Origin of the sequence: Streptomyces marincola (genome assembly GCF_020410765.1) — a bacterium.
Lineage (GTDB): Bacteria > Actinomycetota > Actinomycetes > Streptomycetales > Streptomycetaceae > Streptomyces > Streptomyces marincola.
Genome location: NZ_CP084541.1, coordinates 4,317,087 through 4,334,501, shown reverse-complemented (window position 1 = coordinate 4,334,501; position 17,415 = coordinate 4,317,087). Strand labels below are relative to the sequence as shown.

25 protein-coding genes are annotated in these 17,415 nt (G+C 70.1%); all 25 read right to left on the bottom strand.

Annotation, left to right across the window (positions count from 1 at the left end; all coding sequences use genetic code 11):
* Positions 1–2: 2 nt before the first annotated feature.
* The 25 genes from rplF to tuf all read right to left on the bottom strand — a co-directional run bounded on the left by rplF (position 3) and on the right by tuf (position 17,286).
* The gene (gene rplF / locus LC193_RS19065; RefSeq protein WP_226075822.1) at positions 3–542 is read right to left on the bottom strand and encodes a 50S ribosomal protein L6; all 540 of its coding nucleotides are present in this window, start codon (positions 540–542) and stop codon (positions 3–5) included.
* A 22-nt stretch (positions 543–564) separates the two neighbouring features.
* Positions 565–963 carry a 30S ribosomal protein S8 gene (gene rpsH, locus LC193_RS19060; RefSeq protein WP_077059543.1) on the bottom strand — a complete coding sequence of 133 codons (399 nt, stop codon included), beginning with the start codon at positions 961–963 and terminating at the stop codon, positions 565–567.
* 80 nt (positions 964–1,043) lie between these two features.
* Complete coding sequence (locus LC193_RS19055; RefSeq protein ID WP_097230640.1) at positions 1,044–1,229, bottom strand: type Z 30S ribosomal protein S14; 186 nt, start codon at positions 1,227–1,229, stop codon at positions 1,044–1,046.
* A 3-nt stretch (positions 1,230–1,232) separates the two neighbouring features.
* On the bottom strand, positions 1,233–1,799 hold the full coding sequence (gene rplE, locus LC193_RS19050; RefSeq protein WP_086158582.1) for a 50S ribosomal protein L5: 567 nt from the start codon (positions 1,797–1,799) through the stop codon (positions 1,233–1,235).
* Positions 1,799–2,122 carry a 50S ribosomal protein L24 gene (rplX, locus tag LC193_RS19045; RefSeq protein ID WP_086158583.1) on the bottom strand — a complete coding sequence of 108 codons (324 nt, stop codon included), beginning with the start codon at positions 2,120–2,122 and terminating at the stop codon, positions 1,799–1,801. The genes rplE and rplX overlap by 1 nt, the downstream gene beginning before the upstream one ends.
* A 2-nt stretch (positions 2,123–2,124) precedes the next feature.
* Complete coding sequence (rplN, locus tag LC193_RS19040; protein WP_086158585.1) at positions 2,125–2,493, bottom strand: 50S ribosomal protein L14; 369 nt, start codon at positions 2,491–2,493, stop codon at positions 2,125–2,127.
* 3 nt (positions 2,494–2,496) lie between these two features.
* On the bottom strand, positions 2,497–2,781 hold the full coding sequence (rpsQ, locus tag LC193_RS19035) for a 30S ribosomal protein S17 (protein WP_086158587.1): 285 nt from the start codon (positions 2,779–2,781) through the stop codon (positions 2,497–2,499).
* Positions 2,781–3,026 carry a 50S ribosomal protein L29 gene (gene rpmC / locus LC193_RS19030; RefSeq protein WP_086158589.1) on the bottom strand — a complete coding sequence of 82 codons (246 nt, stop codon included), beginning with the start codon at positions 3,024–3,026 and terminating at the stop codon, positions 2,781–2,783. The genes rpsQ and rpmC overlap by 1 nt, the downstream gene beginning before the upstream one ends.
* Entirely contained in the window at positions 3,026–3,445 is a 420-nt protein-coding gene (gene rplP, locus LC193_RS19025; RefSeq protein ID WP_086158591.1) for a 50S ribosomal protein L16, read from the bottom strand. Before rplP ends, rpmC begins: the two co-directional genes overlap by 1 nt.
* Before the next feature lie 4 nt (positions 3,446–3,449).
* The gene (gene rpsC / locus LC193_RS19020) at positions 3,450–4,301 is read right to left on the bottom strand and encodes a 30S ribosomal protein S3 (RefSeq protein ID WP_086158592.1); all 852 of its coding nucleotides are present in this window, start codon (positions 4,299–4,301) and stop codon (positions 3,450–3,452) included.
* Positions 4,301–4,648 (bottom strand): 50S ribosomal protein L22, encoded by a 348-nt coding sequence (rplV, locus tag LC193_RS19015; protein ID WP_086158594.1) that lies wholly within the window; start codon positions 4,646–4,648, stop codon positions 4,301–4,303. The genes rpsC and rplV overlap by 1 nt, the downstream gene beginning before the upstream one ends.
* Before the next feature lie 39 nt (positions 4,649–4,687).
* Positions 4,688–4,969 carry a 30S ribosomal protein S19 gene (gene rpsS / locus LC193_RS19010; RefSeq protein ID WP_086158595.1) on the bottom strand — a complete coding sequence of 94 codons (282 nt, stop codon included), beginning with the start codon at positions 4,967–4,969 and terminating at the stop codon, positions 4,688–4,690.
* 12 nt (positions 4,970–4,981) lie between these two features.
* Positions 4,982–5,818 carry a 50S ribosomal protein L2 gene (rplB, locus tag LC193_RS19005; protein WP_077059551.1) on the bottom strand — a complete coding sequence of 279 codons (837 nt, stop codon included), beginning with the start codon at positions 5,816–5,818 and terminating at the stop codon, positions 4,982–4,984.
* Positions 5,819–5,859: 41 nt separating this feature from the next.
* Complete coding sequence (rplW, locus tag LC193_RS19000; protein WP_086158597.1) at positions 5,860–6,195, bottom strand: 50S ribosomal protein L23; 336 nt, start codon at positions 6,193–6,195, stop codon at positions 5,860–5,862.
* Entirely contained in the window at positions 6,195–6,863 is a 669-nt protein-coding gene (gene rplD / locus LC193_RS18995; RefSeq protein ID WP_086158598.1) for a 50S ribosomal protein L4, read from the bottom strand. Before rplD ends, rplW begins: the two co-directional genes overlap by 1 nt.
* A 7-nt stretch (positions 6,864–6,870) precedes the next feature.
* On the bottom strand, positions 6,871–7,515 hold the full coding sequence (rplC, locus tag LC193_RS18990; protein WP_226075820.1) for a 50S ribosomal protein L3: 645 nt from the start codon (positions 7,513–7,515) through the stop codon (positions 6,871–6,873).
* Between the two features lie 16 nt (positions 7,516–7,531).
* Positions 7,532–7,840, bottom strand: a complete 309-nt coding sequence (gene rpsJ, locus LC193_RS18985; protein ID WP_016473429.1) for a 30S ribosomal protein S10 — start codon at positions 7,838–7,840, stop codon at positions 7,532–7,534.
* 458 nt (positions 7,841–8,298) lie between these two features.
* Entirely contained in the window at positions 8,299–9,783 is a 1,485-nt protein-coding gene (locus LC193_RS18980; RefSeq protein ID WP_264086275.1) for a sodium/solute symporter, read from the bottom strand.
* On the bottom strand, positions 9,780–10,145 hold the full coding sequence (locus LC193_RS18975) for a hypothetical protein (RefSeq protein WP_226075818.1): 366 nt from the start codon (positions 10,143–10,145) through the stop codon (positions 9,780–9,782). Before LC193_RS18975 ends, LC193_RS18980 begins: the two co-directional genes overlap by 4 nt.
* Before the next feature lie 136 nt (positions 10,146–10,281).
* Positions 10,282–11,085: a LytR/AlgR family response regulator transcription factor gene (locus tag LC193_RS18970; RefSeq protein ID WP_226078728.1), complete on the bottom strand. Its 804-nt coding sequence runs from the start codon at positions 11,083–11,085 to the stop codon at positions 10,282–10,284.
* Between the two features lie 5 nt (positions 11,086–11,090).
* Complete coding sequence (locus tag LC193_RS18965) at positions 11,091–12,170, bottom strand: sensor histidine kinase (RefSeq protein ID WP_226075815.1); 1,080 nt, start codon at positions 12,168–12,170, stop codon at positions 11,091–11,093.
* A 100-nt stretch (positions 12,171–12,270) separates the two neighbouring features.
* Positions 12,271–13,371, bottom strand: a complete 1,101-nt coding sequence (locus LC193_RS18960; RefSeq protein ID WP_226075812.1) for a DUF5954 family protein — start codon at positions 13,369–13,371, stop codon at positions 12,271–12,273.
* Between the two features lie 348 nt (positions 13,372–13,719).
* Entirely contained in the window at positions 13,720–15,423 is a 1,704-nt protein-coding gene (locus LC193_RS18955) for a solute symporter family protein (protein WP_226075808.1), read from the bottom strand.
* Positions 15,420–15,821, bottom strand: a complete 402-nt coding sequence (locus LC193_RS18950; RefSeq protein WP_226075805.1) for a DUF485 domain-containing protein — start codon at positions 15,819–15,821, stop codon at positions 15,420–15,422. Before LC193_RS18950 ends, LC193_RS18955 begins: the two co-directional genes overlap by 4 nt.
* Positions 15,822–16,092: 271 nt before the next feature.
* On the bottom strand, positions 16,093–17,286 hold the full coding sequence (tuf, locus tag LC193_RS18945) for an elongation factor Tu (RefSeq protein WP_086158608.1): 1,194 nt from the start codon (positions 17,284–17,286) through the stop codon (positions 16,093–16,095).
* Between the last annotated feature and the right edge of the window lie 129 nt (positions 17,287–17,415).

Here is a 17,415-nt window from a genome sequence, read left to right as displayed (position 1 = left end):
GGCTACTTACCAGCCTTTCCGACCTTGCGGCGGATGACTTCGCCCTCGTACTTCACGCCCTTGGCCTTGTACGGGTCCGGCTTGCGCAGCTTGCGGATGTTCGCAGCGACCTCGCCGACCTTCTGCTTGTCGATGCCCTCGACGCTGAACCGGGTCTGGTTCTCGACCTTGAACGTGATGCCTTCCGGCGGCTCCACCACGATCGGGTGGCTGTAGCCGAGCGAGAACTCAAGGTTCGAGCCCTTGGCCTGCACGCGGTAACCGACGCCGTTGATCTCCAGCTTCTTCACGTACCCCTGCGTCACGCCGATGATCATGTTGGCCACCAGCGTGCGGGACAGGCCGTGGAGCGCGCGGTTGCGGTTCTCGTCGTTGGGACGCGTCACCAGAATGGCGCCGTCGTCACCACGAGCCACCTCGATCGGCGACGCGATCGTGTGGGACAGGCTGCCCTTGGGGCCCTTCACCGCGACCGTGCGGCCGTCGATGCTGATGTCCACGCCCGCGGGGACCGGGATCGGCTGCTTGCCAATTCGCGACATGGCTTTTCCTCCGTTCCCTTCGTCACCAGACGTAGGCGAGGACTTCCCCGCCCACGCCCTTCTTCTGCGCCTGCTTGTCGGTGAGCAGGCCGTTGGACGTGGAGATGATCGCCACGCCGAGGCCGCCGAGCACCTTCGGCAGACTGGTGGACTTCGCGTAGACCCGAAGGCCCGGCTTCGAGATCCGCTTGATGCCGGCGATCGAGCGCTCGCGGTTGGGGCCGTACTTCAGCTCAAGCACGAGGTGCTTGCCCACCTGGGCGTCCTCGGTCTTCCAGCCGGTGATGTAGCCCTCCTGCTGGAGGATCTCCGCGATGTGCGACTTGATCTTGCTGTGCGGCATCACGACGGAGTCGTGGTACGCCGAGTTCGCGTTCCGCAGACGGGTCAGCATGTCTGCGATCGGATCGGTCATGGTCATGAAACGGCCTTCGGCCTCTCTCGCCGGGGTTTCCTCGTCCGTGTACATCCACACACGCGGGACCTACGGCGTAGTCGGTTTTACCAGGAGCTCTTCGTGACGCCCGGCAGTTCACCGCGGTGCGCCATCTCACGCAGGCACACCCGGCACAAACCGAACTTGCGGTACACGGAGTGCGGGCGGCCACAGCGCTGGCAGCGCGTGTAGCCACGCACGGAGAACTTCGGCTTGCGGGCGGCCTTGGCGATCAGAGCCTTCTTCGCCACAGCTCACGCCTCCTTGAAGGGGAATCCGAGGTGCCGCAGCAGGCTGCGGCCTTCCTCGTCGGTGTTCGCCGTGGTGACGACGGTGATGTCCATACCGCGGACGCGGTCGATGCGGTCGGGGTCGATCTCGTGGAACATGACCTGCTCCGTGAGACCGAACGTGTAGTTGCCCCGGCCGTCGAACTGCTTGGGCGACAGGCCGCGGAAGTCGCGGATGCGCGGCAGCGCGAGCGACAGCAGCCGGTCGAGGAACTCCCACATCCGGTCGCCGCGCAGCGTGACGTGCGCGCCGATCGGCTGGCCCTCGCGCAGCTTGAACTGCGCGATGGACTTGCGGGCCTTGGTCACGGTGGCCTTCTGGCCCGTGATCGTGGCGAGGTCGCGCACGGCGCCCTCGATCAGCTTGGAGTCGCGGGCGGCCTCGCCCACACCCATGTTGACCACGATCTTGGTCAGTCCCGGCACCTGCATGACGTTCTCGTAGGAGAACTCGTCACGCAGCTTGCCCGCGATCTCTTCCCGGTAGCGCGCCTTCAGGCGCGGCGCGGGGGCGGTGGTGGCAGTGGTCATCAGATGTCCTCACCGGTCCGGCGGGCAACGCGGATCTTGTTGCCTTCGTCGTCGAAGCGGTATCCGATCCTGGTGGTGACCTTCTTGCCGTCCTTCTCCACCACGAGCGCGACGTTGCTCACGTGGATCGGGGCCTCGGTCGTGATGATGCCACCGGTCTTGGAACCGCGCTGGGTCGTGCCGGCCTTCACGTGCTTCTTGACCCGGTTGACACCCTCGACCAGGACCCGGTCCTCGCGCGGGTAGGCGACGATGACCTTGCCCTGCTTGCCCTTGTCCTTGCCGGTGATGACCTGGACCAGGTCACCCTTCTTGATCTTCATGCTCACAGCACCTCCGGCGCGAGCGAGATGATCTTCATGAACTTCTTCTCGCGCAGCTCACGGCCCACCGGGCCGAAGATACGGGTGCCACGGGGGTCACCGTCGTTCCGCAGAATGACGGCGGCGTTCTCGTCGAAGCGGATGTACGAACCGTCGGGACGCCGGCGCTCCTTGACGGCGCGCACGATGACGGCCTTGACGACATCGCCCTTCTTGACGTTGCCACCGGGGATCGCGTCCTTGACGGTGGCCACGATGACGTCACCGATGCCCGCGTAGCGGCGCCCGGATCCGCCGAGAACACGAATGCAGAGGATCTCCTTCGCACCCGTGTTGTCGGCGACGCGCAGTCGCGACTCCTGCTGGATCATTGGTTACTTCGCCTTCTCCAGAATCTCCACGACGCGCCAGCGCTTGGTCGCGGAAAGCGGACGGGTCTCCATCAGAAGAACGCGGTCACCGACGCCGGCGGCGTTCTGCTCGTCGTGCGCCTTGAGCTTGCTCGTCCGGCGGATGATCTTGCCGTACAGGGCGTGCTTGACCCGGTCCTCGACAGCGACAACGACGGTCTTGTCCATCTTGTCGCTGACGACCAGACCCTCGCGGGTCTTCCGCCGGCCGCGCTCAGTCGTCGTCTCAGTCACAGTCTTCTCACTCATCAGGCGTTCTCCACCGCCTCGGCGACGGGCTCCACCGACTCGATGCCGAGCGCGCGCTCCTGCATGACGGTGTAGATCCGGGCGATGTCCTTGCGGGCGACCTTGAGCCGGCTGTTGTTCTCCAGCTGGCCGGTCGCCGCCTGGAAGCGGAGCCTGAAGAGCTCCTCCTTCGCCTCGCGCAGCTTCACAACGAGCTCCTCGTTGTTCAGCTCCCGCAGCTCGGCGGGCTTGGTACCGGCAGCCATCACGCCTCACCTGCCTCGCGCCGGACGATCCGGCACTTCATCGGGAGCTTGTGCGCGGCGCGGATCAGCGCCTCACGAGCGATCTTCTCGTTCGGGTAGGACAGCTCGAACATCACGCGTCCCGGCTTGACGTTCGCCACCCACCACTCCGGCGAGCCCTTGCCGGAACCCATGCGGGTCTCGGCCGGCTTCTTGGTCAGCGGGCGGTCCGGGTAGATGTTGATCCAGACCTTGCCGCCACGCTTGATGTGCCGGGTCATCGAGATACGCGCGGCCTCGATCTGCCGGTTCGTCACGTAGGCGCCGGTGACGGCCTGGATGCCGTACTCACCGAAGGCGACCTCGGTGCCGCCCTTCGCCGCCCCACTGCGCTTGGGGTGGTGCTGCTTGCGGTACTTGACCTTGCGAGGAATCAGCATGGTCTCAGCTCTCCGTTCCCGACGTGCTCTCGGTGGCCGGAGCGGCAGCGGCGGGGGCCTCGGCCTTGGGAGCCTCGGCACCCTGCGCCGCGGTCTGCTGCTGCGGCCTGCGGCCACCACGGCCGCCGCGCTCGCCACGACCGCGGGACGGGCGGTCGCCGCCGGCGCCACCACCGCGCGCGGGGCGGTTGCCCGCGCGGGCCGCGGCGTTCTCGGCACGGACCTCGGCGATGTTCTTCACGTCGCCCTTGTAGATCCAGACCTTGACACCGATGCGGCCGAAGGTGGTGCGGGCCTCGAAGAAGCCGTAGTCCACGTTGGCGCGCAGCGTGTGCAGGGGCACCCGGCCCTCGCGGTAGAACTCGGAGCGGGACATCTCGGCGCCGCCGAGACGACCGCCGCACTGGATCTTGATGCCCTTGGCACCGGCCTTCATCGTGCTCTGCATCGACTTGCGCATGGCACGCCGGAACGAGACACGGGAGGACAGCTGCTCGGCGACCGCCTGGGCCACCAGCTGGGCGTCCAGCTCGGGGTTCTTGACCTCAAGGATGTTGAACTGGATCTGCTTGCCGGTCAGCTTCTCCAGGTTGCCGCGCAGCCGGTCGGCCTCCGCGCCGCGGCGGCCGATGACGATGCCGGGCCGGGCGGTGTGGACGTCGACGCGGACGCGGTCGCGCGTGCGCTCGATCTCCACCTTGGAGATGCCGGCGCGCTCCATGCCCTGGGTGAGCATGCGGCGGATCGCGACGTCTTCCTTGACGTAGTCCTTGTACAGCTTGTCGGCGTACCAGCGCGACTTGAAGTCGGTCGTGACGCCGAGACGGAACCCGTGCGGGTTTACCTTCTGGCCCATTACCGGGTCCCTTCCTTGCTGCCGACGACCACCGTGATGTGGCTGGTCCGCTTACGGATCCGGTAGGCGCGGCCCTGGGCACGCGGCCGGAACCGCTTCAGGGTCGGGCCCTCGTCGACGTACGCCTCCTTCACGTAGAGGCTGTCGACGTCCGTGTGGTTGTAGTTGTGCGCCGCGTTGGCGATGGCGCTGTCGAGCACCTTCCCCACGGGCACGCTCGCGGCCTGCGGGGCGAAGCGCAGGACCGCCTGAGCCTCCGAGGCGTTCAGCCCACGGATGAGGTCCACCACACGGCGGGCCTTCATGGGCGTGACGCGGATGTACCGCGCGATAGCCCTGGCTTCCATGGTCGTCCCTTCAGTGTCAGTCATGGTCAGCAACCTCGCTCAGCGCCGCCGCGACTTGCGGTCGTCCTTGACGTGGCCGCGGAAGGTGCGGGTCGGTGCGAACTCGCCGAGCTTGTGGCCGACCATCGACTCGTTGATGAACACCGGGACGTGCTTACGGCCGTCGTGCACGGCGATGGTGTGGCCCAGCATCGCCGGGACGATCATCGAGCGGCGCGACCAGGTCTTGATGACGTTCTTGGTACCGGCTTCGTTCTGCGCGTCCACCTTCTTGATCAGGTGGTCGTCGACGAAGGGTCCCTTCTTGAGACTGCGCGGCATCCTGGCCTGCTCCTAGCGCTTCTTGTTCGTCTTGCGGCGGCGGACGATGTACTTGTTGCTCGCCTTCTTCGGCGAACGCGTACGCCCTTCCTTCTTGCCCCAGGGCGAGACCGGGTGGCGACCACCCGAGGTCCGGCCCTCGCCACCACCGTGCGGGTGGTCGACCGGGTTCATCACGACGCCGCGGACGCTCGGCCTGACGCCCTTCCAGCGCATCCGGCCGGCCTTGCCCCAGTTGATGTTCGACTGCTCGGCGTTGCCGACCTCGCCGACGGTGGCGCGGCAGCGGACGTCGACCAGGCGGATCTCGCCCGAGGGCATGCGCAGGTGGGCCATGCGGCCCTCCTTGGCGAGCAGCTGCACCGAGGCGCCGGCGGAACGCGCGAACTTCGCGCCGCCACCGGGCTGGAGCTCGATGGCGTGGATGACGGTACCCACCGGGATGTTGCGCAGCGGCAGGTTGTTGCCGGGCTTGATGTCGGCGCCGGCGCCGTTCTCCACGCGGTCGCCCTGCTTGAGGTGCGCCGGCGCGATGATGTAGCGCTTCTCGCCGTCCGCGTAGTGCAGCAGCGCGATGCGGGCCGTGCGGTTCGGGTCGTACTCGATGTGCGCGACCTTCGCGGGCACACCGTCCTTGTCGTGCCGACGGAAGTCGATGACACGGTAGGCGCGCTTGTGACCGCCGCCCTGGTGGCGGACGGCTACGCGACCGGCGTTGTCCCGGCCACCCTTGCTGTGCAGGGGGCGGACCAGCGACTTCTCCGGCGTGGACCGCGTGACCTCGACGAAGTCGGCGACGCTGGCGCCTCGACGGCCCGGAGTCGTCGGCTTGTACTTGCGGATTCCCATTTCTTAGTCCTCGTCCGGTATCGGACGGATCGGCGCCCCCGTCAGGAGGCGACCGGACCGCCGAAGATGTCGATGCTGTCGCCCTCGGCGAGGGTCACGATGGCGCGCTTGGTGCTGGCACGCCTGCCGAAACCGGTGCGGGTGCGCTTGCGCTTGCCCTGCCGGTTGATGGTGTGGACCGAGGTGACCTTGACCGAGAAGACCGCCTGGACGGCCTGCTTGATCTGGGTCTTGTTGGCTCGCGGGTCGACGATGAACGTGTACTTGTTCTCGTCGAGCAGCGCGTAGCTCTTCTCGGACACCACGGGCTTGATCAGGATGTCGTGCGGGTCCGGGAAGTGCTTGCTGGAGATGTCGGTGACCGCGACGTCGGTCATCACGCCTCACTCCCTTCGGGCTTCTTGTCGAACGCGACCTTGTCGGCGGCGCGGGCGGCCACGAAGCGGTCGAAGGCGGCCTTGGTGAACACGACGTCGTCGGAGTCGAGCACGTCGTACGTGTTCAGCTGGCCCGGGTCGAGGAGGTGCACCTGCGGCAGGTTGCGGGCCGAGAGCCACGCGGCCTCGTCGGTGCGCTCCGCGACGAGCAGGACCTTCTTGCGGTCGCTGATCTTGCCGAGGAGGGTGCGGGCGGACTTGGTCGAGACCTCGCCGTCCACGACGCCGGTGACGATGTGGATGCGCTCGTTGCGCGCCCGGTCGGTGAGGGCACCGCGCAGCGCGGCGGCCTTCATCTTCTTCGGGGTGCGCTGGGTGTAGTCGCGCGGCACGGGGCCGTGCACGACGCCACCGCCGGCGAACTGCGGGGCGCGCACGGAGCCCTGACGGGCCCGTCCTGTGCCCTTCTGGCGGTACGGCTTCTTGCCGCCGCCGCGGACCTCGCCACGGGTCTTCGTCTTGTGCGTGCCCTGGCGGGCAGCGGCCAGCTGGGCGACGACGACCTGGTGGATCAGCGGAATGCTGACCCGCGCGTCGAAGATCTCCGCGGGGAGTTCGACGGTCCCGGTCTTCTCGCCGGCCGGCGAAAGGATGTCAACGGTGCTCATGATGGGATCAGGCCCCCTTGGCCGCGGTGCGGACCAGGACGAGGCCGCCGTTGGGGCCGGGCACCGCGCCCTTGATGAGCAGCAGGCCCTTCTCCGCGTCAACGGCGTGGACGGTCAGGTTCTGGGTGGTGACGCGCTCGTTGCCCATGCGGCCGGCCATGCGCAGGCCCTTGAACACGCGGCCCGGGGTGGCGCAACCGCCGATGGAGCCGGGCGAGCGGTGCTTGCGCTGGGTGCCGTGCGAGGCGCCGAGGCCGCCGAAGCCGTGGCGCTTCATGACACCCGCGGTGCCCTTGCCCTTGCTGGTGCCGGTCACGTCGACCCGGACGCCGGACTCGAACACCTCGGCGGTGACTTCCTGGCCGAGGGTGTATTCGGAGGCGTCCCCGGTGCGGATCTCCACCAGGTGGCGGCGGGGAGTGACGTCGGCCTTGGCGAAGTGGCCCTTGAGCGGCCGGTTCACCTTGCGCGGGTCGATCTCGCCGAACGCGATCTGGACGGACTCGTAGCCGTCCCTGTCGTTGGTACGGACCTGGGTGACGACACAGGGCCCGGCCTTGACCACGGTCACGGGAACGACGCGGTTGTTGTCGTCCCAGACCTGGGTCATGCCGAGCTTCTCGCCCAGGACGCCCTTGATCTGCTTGGTCATCTCTCTTCCGCGCCTCTCAGAGCTTGATCTCGATGTCGACGCCGGCCGGAAGGTCCAGGCGCATCAGCGAGTCAACGGTCTTGGGGGTGGGGTCGAGGATGTCGATCAGCCGCTTGTGGGTGCGCATCTCGAAGTGCTCGCGCGAGTCCTTGTACTTGTGCGGCGACTTGATGACGCAGTACACGTTCTTCTCAGTGGGCAGCGGCACCGGGCCCGCGACCGACGCTCCCGTACGGGTCACCGTCTCGACGATCTTCTTCGCCGAGTTGTCGATGACCTCGTGGTCGTAGGCCTTGAGCCGAATGCGGATCTTCTGTCCCGCCATGGCTACTTCGTAGTCCTGTCTCTCGTCAACGCTCTGGAACCCGGGGCCGCACCTCCCCCTCGCTCCGACCCACGCGGTCGGGTGTGTCGCACTCGTTCCCAGAGTTCGCCGCTGAAGGCACCTCCCGGCCACTTGGCCGGGGGAGGTTTCCTCTGCGAGGAGTGGGGGGAGAACTTCCACCGGGCGCCTGGTCGATACCCCGCCAACGCTTCCCGGAAGATCCCGGTATTTCCGCCTCTACCGCTGTGACCAGGGCATATATGGGGCGACGAATACAGTGGGACTCGCTTCCGGTCCTCCCGGCGGGAGGCGCGCGGCATCGGCTCTCAACCGAGCAACCTGGTCAGTGTGCCATATGGGTCGCCACCCATGCCAATCGGGCCCGGCCGACCGGGTGCCCCGATTCTCCGCGCCTCCGGGCGCCTCCACGCCCGCCCCCACGCGCCCCCCGGGCGCCTTCAGGGACCCCCCTCGGCCTCTGCCGGTCCCGGCGCGTGGAGCCGCAGCACGGCCCGTTCCGCCCACTCCGGCGGACGCCCGAGCAGCGATACCACAATCATTACGGCGAACGCAAGGGGTACGGTCCAGGCCGCGGGCTGCGCGAGCAGCACGACCAGCCAGCCGGGTCCTGGGTCGGTCAGCACCGAGGCCAGCGCGGCGCCCGTCGCGGCGCAGACGCCCGCGGCGAGACCGGCCGCCGCGCCGGCCGTGGTCAGCCCCCGCCACCAGATGCCGAGCACGAGCAGCGGGCAGAACGTCGAGGCGGCCACCGCGAACGCCCAGCCCACCGCCACGTTGATGTCCACGCTCCGTGCGGGCAGCGAGAGCAGCACCGCGACCAGCGCGCCGGCGGCCACCGCGAGCCGCAGCCGGGGCACGCTCGCCCGCGACAGGTCGTGCGACAGGCCCCCGGCCAGCGCCATCAGCAGCCCGGACGAGGTGGAGAGGAACGCGGCGAACGCCCCGGCCGCGACGATGGCGGTCAGCACCGCCCCCCAACCGCCCGGCACGATCTCCCCCGGCAGGACGACCGTCACCGTGTCGGTGTCGCCGCCGCGGACCAGTCCTGGCGTGAACACCCGGCCGAGCAGCCCGTAGACCGCGGGAAAGAGGTAGAAGACGCCGAGCAGCACGATCACGCCGACCGCGACGCGGCGGGCGGCCCTGGCCGTCGCGCTGGTGTGGAAGCGCATGATGACGTGCGGCAGGCCGACCGCGCCGAGCGTGGTGGCCAGCAGCACCGACCAGGTCGCGAGCAGCGGCTGCCCCGAGCCCTCCAGGTCGAGCAGCGGCCGGCTCCACTCGGAGACGTCCATGCGCAACGCCTCGGCGCGCGCGTCCGCCCCGGCGTGCACGACGAGGAAGATCGCGGGCACCGCGATGAACAGCAGCTTGACGACGTAGTGGAAGCCCTGCACGTACGTCGCCGACCGCATGCCGCCGGCCGCGATCGACACGCTCACCACCGCGCCGGCCAGCACCACGCCCACCCAGTACGGCGTGCCGCTGACCAGGTGCAGCACCATGCCCGCGCCCTTGAACTGCGGCACCAGGTACAGCCACATGATCACCAGGACGATGACCGCGCACAGCTTGCGGATCGCCTCGGAGCCGAGCCGGTAGTCCGCGAAGTCCGGCACCGTGTACGCGCCCGAGCGCCGCATGGGCCCAGCGACCAGGGCGGCGACCGCGACGTAGCCCGCGGTGAAGCCGACGGCGTACCACAGGCTGCCGATGCCGTTCTTGAGCATCAGCCCGGCGAGGCCGAGCACCGAGGCGGCGGACACGTACTCGCCCGCGATGGCCATGGCGTTCAGGCCCGGCGTGACCCGGCGCGAGGCCACGAGGAAGTCGGGGGTGGTCAGGCGGGTGGCGCGCACCCCGTGGACGCCGATGGCCATGCTGGCGGCGAACAGCAGCCCGATCGCGAGCAGTCCTGTCATCCGCGTTCGATCCGTTCCGCGGCCCGGACGTGCAGCACGGCGATGACCAGCAGCAGCGGGTAACTCGCGGCCATCAGCAGCAGCCAGGACACCGGGATGCCCCAGGCCGTCACCCGGCCGAGCACGGGGAGCCCGCCGAGCAGGCCGCTCAGCCCGAACAGCAGCAGCCCCAGCGCGCACAGCGTGCGGACCGCGAGCCGGCGCTGCCTGGCGAAGACGCCGCGCGCCGCGGCCAGCGCCTCGGCGTCGTCGGAGCCCGGTTCCGGCAGCGGCAGCAGGTGCTGCGGCGGCCGGTGCCCGCGCGACAGCGCGATCCTGGTCTGCGGGCTCGTCACCCGCACCCGCCGCGGCGCCCCGCTCATGCCCGGCCCACGCCGGGCCCGTCCCCCGGCCGTCCCCCGCTCATGCCCCGCCCCTCCCCCTCATCTCCCGGTCGTCCTCCGATCGTTCCCGATGACGGCGGTCGATCCACCGCCGTTCTCCGCGCCGGTCCTCGGGTCAGGCCCCGCCCGCGCCCCCGCGGCCCCGGCCGCCGCCCGGCGGCCCTGGCCCGCCCCGGCCGGCGTCGTCCCGGACGGCGGCGAGCAACCGTTCCTTCAGCGCCCTGGAGTGCCGCCGGCTGACCGGGACGTCGCCGGCCGGGGTCCTGGCGAGCAGCCCGGAGGCGCTGGAGACCCGCAGGTCCTTGACCCAGCCGACGGCGACCAGGTAGCCGCGGTGGGCGCGGACGAAGCCGGCCTCGGCCCACACCTCCTCCAGGTAGGTCAGGGACAGCCGGATCAGGTGCGACCCGGCGGCCGTGTGCAGGCGGACGTAGTCGCCGTGCGCCTCGGCGAACTGGATGTCGTCGCGGTGCACGAAGACGGTCTGCCGCCCGGTCTCGATCTGGACCACGGACAGCTCCTCGGCCGCCCCCGCCGCCCCCTGCGCCGGTCCGGGGCGCCGCAGCGCGCCGACCCTGGCCACCGCCTCCGCGAGCCGCTCGGGCCGCACCGGCTTGAGCAGGTAGTCGGCCGCTCCGATGCCGAACGCGTCCACCGCGTGGTGCTCTGACGCGGTGACGAACACGATGGCCGGCGGCGCCGAGAGCACGCTCAGGACCCGGGCGACCTCCATGCCGTCGAGGCCGGGCATGGAGATGTCGAGGAACGCGGCGTCGAAGGTCTCCGTGCCGAGCAGCCGCACGGCCGCCTCCCCGCCGTCGGCCTGGCTGACCGGGCCGATCTCGGGCAGGGCGGCGAGCATCGCCGCCAGCTCCCTCCGGGTGGACGCCTCGTCCTCGACCACGAGGGCCCGCAGCACGTTCCTCAATTCGCGACCACTCCTCGCATGAAACGCGGCACCCGCACCACGACCCGGGTGCCGCTGCCCGGCGCCGTCTCGATCACCAGCCCGTACTCCGCGCCGTACACGGTGCGCAGCCGCTGGTCGACGTTCGCGAGCCCGACTCCCTTGCGGCCACCGTCCGGGGCGGCGCCGGCCCGGCGCGGGCGTTCCCCGGCCAGGACCGCCTGGGCGAACGCGGGGTCCATCCCGACCCCGTCGTCCTCCACCTCGATCACGCACAGGGGGCCCTCGCCGAAGCCGGAGACGCTGATGGCTCCCGGGCCCGGCTTGGGTTCGAGGCCGTGCCGGACGGCGTTCTCCACGATCGGCTGGATGACCAGGAAGGGCAGGGCGACGGGCAGCACCTCGGGTGCCATGCGCACGGTCAGTTCCATGCGGTCGTCGAAACGGGCCCGCTGGAGCTCCAAGTAGGTCTGCACCGCCTGGAGTTCGTCGGCGACCGTGGCGTAGTCGCCCTGGGTCGAGAAGCTGTAGCGCAGGTAGTCGGCGAAGTCGTTCAGCAGCATGCGCGCGCGGTCGGGCTCCGTCCTGATCCTGGCGCCGATGACCGCGAGCGCGTTGTGCAGGAAGTGCGGCGAGATCTGCGCCCGCAGCGTGCGCAGGTCGGCCTGCGCGATCCGGCTCCTGGCCCTGCGCAGCGCCGCGTGGTCGAGGGAGCGGGCCACGAGCGCGGCCACCGCGGGCAGTTCGGCGTCGCCGCCCTCGCGCACGGCCAGCGCGCCGGACAACTCGCCCGCGACGATCAGCGGAACGGCCGTCCACGGCGGCCGGTGCGCCTGCGTCGCGTGCTCGTAGACCTGGCCGAGCAGCGCGGTGAACTCCGCCTCGTCCGGCGCCTGGCCCGCCACGGCCACGGGGCCGTTGAGGTCGGCGAGCACGACGGAGCCTGCCGCGAGCAGCCGGCGCAGCCGGCGGGCGGCCGAGGGCGCGCCCCGGCCGCCGAGGCCGTCGTGGAGGTCCGCGTCGATCTTGTGCACGGCGGCGAGCACCCTGGCGGTCAGGGCGTCGTCGCTCCGCTCCCGGCGCATCCGGTCCAGCATGGCCCGAACCTAGCCGAGCGGGGCCCGGCCCAGTAAGCCCCGGGCGGCGGCCGGCTGCCGCCCGGGGGCGCGGGCGCGCCCGCGCCCCGCCCGTTCCCGCTCAGGCGCCGCGGGCCGCGTCGCCGTCGGCGCCCGCCGCGTCGGGCTCCCCCGCGGGTGCCGGGCCCGCCGAGGGCTTGCGCTGCCGCTCCCTGGCCTCCACCTCAGCGAGCGGCGGGTGCAGTTGCATCGGTCCGTACGGGTCCTCGTCCGAGGCGCGGGGCGGCTCGGGGCCGTCCGGGCCGATCCGCATCAGCCGCTCGACGCGGATGACGCGGAAGCGCCGGCCCAGCACGCACAGCTCGTCGGCCGGCCCCGCCCTGTACTCCTCGGCGGCGCGCGCGTAGACCTCCGCGTCGGCGGCCGACACCCCCTGCTCCAGCTTGGGCAGGAACTCGGCCAGGTAGTTGTACAGCGTGGCGCGCGCCTCCTGGGGCGTGGACTGGAGGGTGGCCATCGGCTCCCAGGACGTGGACTTCCGCTCGGCGAACGTGAACGTGGCGGGCAGCAGCACGAGCCCGGGGTGGGTGGTCAGCGCCCGCCGCGAGTCCTCCCTGATGTGCCGCGGGATCCGCTTGGCCTCGTAATGCAGCGGGAGCAGCTCCATCCGCTGGATGCTCTCCATGACTCCGGTCGGGCTCGCGTGGTCGATGACGAACCCCCGGGTGCGGCTCGCCGCCTCCCGGTCGCGGCGCTCGGCCAGGTCGCGCACGGGGTCGTCGGGGTCGGTGGGCCGCGGGCCCTCAAGGCCGTCGGGGCCGATCCGCGCGAACTCGTCGCCGCGCACGATCCGGTACCTGGTGTCCCCCACCCGCAGCTCGTTCACCGGCTCGGTCTCCAGCCTGGCCACCGCGGCCAGCAGCTGCTCGCGCAGCGGGTCGCCCGGGCGGGTCTCGTCCTTGGCCTTGAACCACAGGTACGAGTTCAGCCCGTCCCGCGAGTGCTGCGCGAAGCCGTCGGACACGTCGTTCAGCAGGCGCCACGCCGGGCCGTCCTCGCGCCGCTGCTCCGCGAAGCCGAAGACCGGGCCCCTGATGACGATGTGCGGGTACCGCTCGGCGGCCTCGATCGTGTCCTGCTCGGTGACCTCGGAAACGGGGTCGGCCCGGTGGGTCACCCGGAACGTCAGATGGCGCGGTGGGCCATTCCGGTGATCTTTCATGCGCCCAGTGTTACGCCATCAGCGGTGCGCGGTCAGTCGATTACACAAAGTCCCCACTTCGGAGGGGCTAACTTGCCCCCGCGTTCACCGTTTCACACGGTCCGCGACCACCGGAACGGGTGACGGCCGGGACCGCGCGCGACCGTGCCGCACCGGCCGGGCGGCGTCAACCGCGCGCCCGCCGCGCCCGCCAGGCCCCGGGCCCGCGCGGGCACCGTTGTGTGCGCGCGGGCGCGCGCCCGCGCGCACACAACGGTGCCCGGGGCCCCGAGAGGGGAAGCTCGGGGCCCCGGGCGGGGAGGGCCGGGCGGGGAAACCCGGCCGGAAGGCGGCCTGAGGAGGGCCGCCTCAGTGGTCGGCGGCGCGCTCGGCGCCCGCGCCGGTGAGCGCGCGGACCTGGAGCCTGGCGAACTTCTCGGCGTCGGCCTCCTTGGACGTGAGCGTGCCGATGATCGCGCAGAGCAGGCCGATGGGGATGGAGACGAGGCCCGGGTTCTCCAGCGGGAACCAGTGGAAATCGATGCTCTCGGGGAACAGCGACAGGTTGTTGCCCGAGGCGTCCACGCCCTTGCCCGAGACCACGGGCGAGAAGAACACCAGGCCCACGGCGCTGATCAGCCCGCCGTAGATGCCGGCCACGGCACCGCGGGTGTTGAAGCGCCGCCAGAACAGGCTGAGCAGGATCGTCGGCAGGTTCGCCGAGGCGGCGATCGCGAACGCCAGCGCCACCAGGAACGCGACGTTCAGGTTCTGCGCGAAGACGGCGAGCACGATGGACACCGCGCCCACGCCGATCGCCGCGAACCTCGCCACCCGCACCTCCTCGCGTTCGCTCGCCTTCCCCTTGCGCAGCACGCTGTTGTAGAAGTCGTGCGCGAGCGAGGACGAGGACGCGATGGTGAGCCCGGCGACCGTGGAGAGGATCGTCGCGAACGCCACCGCGGCGATGAACGCGAGCATCACCGCGCCCCAGAAGTCGCCGCCGAAGTGGTCGCCGACGGCCTCGGCGAGCTGCGGCGCGGCCGTGTTGCCCGCCGCGTTCTGCTCGGTGATGGCCTCGTGGCCGACGATGGCGGCGGCGCCGAAGCCGAGCACCAGGGTCAGCAGGTAGAAGGTGCCGATGATGCCGATGGCCCAGTTGACCGACTTCCGCGCGGTCTTGGAGTCGGGCACGGTGTAGAAGCGGATCAGGATGTGCGGCAGCCCCGCGGTGCCGAGCACGAGCGCGAGTCCGAGGCTGATCAGGTCAAGCTTGTTGACCAGGGTCTGCCAGGCGTCCCCCGGCACTTCGACGCCGTACCGCTGGCCCGGTTCGAGGAACGCGTCCCCCGCGCCGCTGGCCGCCGCCGCGTCGTTCATCAGCGAGCCGAAGTCGAAGTCGTAGATCGCCAGCACGAGCAGCGTGACCAGCAGGGCGCCGGCCATGAGCATCACGGCCTTGATGATCTGCACCCACGTGGTGCCGGTCATGCCGCCGAACGACACGTAGGTCACCATCAGGATGCCGACCACGACGATGCCGACGATCTTGGCGACGTCCGAGCTCATCCCGAGGTAGGTCTCGCCCTCCTCGATGCCGAGCAGCAGCGCCACCAGCGCGCCCGCGCCGACCATCTGCGCCAGCAGGTAGAAGATGGACACCGTGAGCGTGGAGACCGAGGCCGCCGTGCGCACCGGGCGCTGCCGCATCCGGTAGGACACGACGTCGGCCATCGTGAAGCGGCCGGAGTTCCGCAGCAGCTCCGCGACCAGCAGCAGCGCCACCAGCCAGGCCACGAGGAAGCCGATCGAGTACAGGAAGCCGTCGTAGCCGAACAGGGCGATCGTGCCGGCGATGCCGAGGAACGAGGCGGCCGACATGTAGTCGCCGCCGATGGCGAAGCCGTTCTGGATGCCGGTGAACCCGCGCCCGCCCGAGTGGAAGTCCGTGGCCGACTTGGTCTGCCTGCTCGCCCACACGGTGACGCCGAGCGTCAGGGCGATCAGCGCGGCGAACAGGATGACGGTGATCAGCCGTTCCTGCGACGCGCTCTCCTCCGCGAGCGTGATCACGCGCCCTCCCCCTTCCGCGCGCCGGGAACGGTCCCGGCAGCCGGGCCCTCAAGCTCATCGCGCAGCTCGTCGGCGAGCCCGTCGAAGCGCCGGGAGGCGTACCGCGAGTACAGCACCGCGATGGTGAAGGTCGTGACGAACTGGGCCAGGCCGAAGAACAGCGCCACGTTCGCGCTGCCGACGACCTTCGTCGACATGAAGCCGTCGGCGTACGCGGACAGCAGCACGTACAGCAGGTACCAGGCGAGGAAGACGATGCTCGCGGGCACCACGAACCGCAGCAGCCGGGACCGCAGCTCCACGAAGCGCGGATCGGCGTGCATGCTCACCGAACGGCTCTCCAGATCGCCGTCGGGCGGTGGGCCCTCGGCCCCCGGGCGGGAACGCGTCGTCGACATCACCGGCTCCTGTCTGGTCGCTGTGCTGCGGGAAATGTAAGGAGGGTCACACCTCCGGGTCAGCACACGGACGGGCCTTCTCCGACGAACGGTCGATATCCGCGCCGAGCGGACGACGGGCAGCACGCGAGGGGCACCGGGCAGCGGCAGCGGCAGCGGCACCAGGGGGCGGCACCAGGGGGCGGCACGGAACGACGACGGGCCCCGGCTCGCGGATGTGACTCCGCGGGCCGGGGCCCGTGCGCGTGCCTGCTCGCGTCAGGCGGTCAGTTCACTTGACGATCTTGGTGACCTGACCGGCGCCCACCGTGCGGCCACCCTCGCGGATGGCGAACTTCAGGCCCTCCTCCATGGCGACGGGCTGGATCAGCTCGACGCGCATGTCGGTGTTGTCGCCGGGCATGACCATCTCGGTGCCCTCGGGGAGGTGCACCACGCCGGTCACGTCCGTGGTCCGGAAGTAGAACTGCGGGCGGTAGTTGTTGAAGAACGGGGTGTGACGGCCACCCTCGTCCTTCGACAGGATGTACGCGGTCGCCTCGAACTCGGTGTGCGGCGTGACCGAACCCGGCTTGATGATGACCTGACCGCGCTCGACGTCCTCGCGCTTGATGCCGCGGAGCAGCAGACCGACGTTCTCGCCGGCGCGGCCCTCGTCGAGCAGCTTGCGGAACATCTCGATGCCGGTGACGGTCGTCGAGGCCTTCTCTTCCTTGATGCCGATGATGTCGACGGTCTCGTTGACCTTCAGGACACCGCGCTCGATACGGCCGGTCACGACCGTGCCGCGGCCGGTGATCGTGAAGACGTCCTCGATCGGCATGAGGAACGGCTTGTCGATGTCGCGCTCCGGCTGCGGGATGGCCTCGTCAACGGCCTTCATCAGCTCAAGAACGGTCTGCGCCCACTCGGGGTCGCCCTCCAGCGCCTTCAGCGCGGAGACCTTGACCACCGGGACATCGTCGCCCGGGAACTCGTACTCCGTGAGCAGCTCACGGACCTCAAGCTCGACGAGCTCCATGATCTCCTCGTCGTCCACCATGTCGGCCTTGTTCAGGGCGACGACGATGTACGGCACACCCACCTGGCGGGCCAGGAGCACGTGCTCCTTGGTCTGCGGCATCGGGCCGTCCGTGGCGGCGACCACGAGGATGGCGCCGTCCATCTGGGCGGCACCGGTGATCATGTTCTTGATGTAGTCAGCGTGGCCCGGGCAGTCGACGTGGGCGTAGTGCCGGCTCTCCGTCTGGTACTCGACGTGCGCGATGGAGATGGTGATACCGCGCTGCCGCTCCTCAGGAGCCTTGTCGATGTTCTCGAACGCGAACGTCTCGTTCAGGTCCGGGTACGCGTCGTGCAGCACCTTGGTGATCGCCGCGGTAAGCGTCGTCTTGCCGTGGTCGATGTGACCGATGGTGCCAATGTTGACGTGCGGCTTAGTCCGCTCGAACTTCGCCTTCGCCACTGGGGTCCTCCTGTGGACTGGTGCTGTACGCCCCCCGCGTCTTGCGGGAGGTTTTCAGATGGTCGACCGAACCGGCCAGGACCCCGAGGGGGACGCCCTTGACCGCTTCGCTAAAGGGCTTGGGCACCG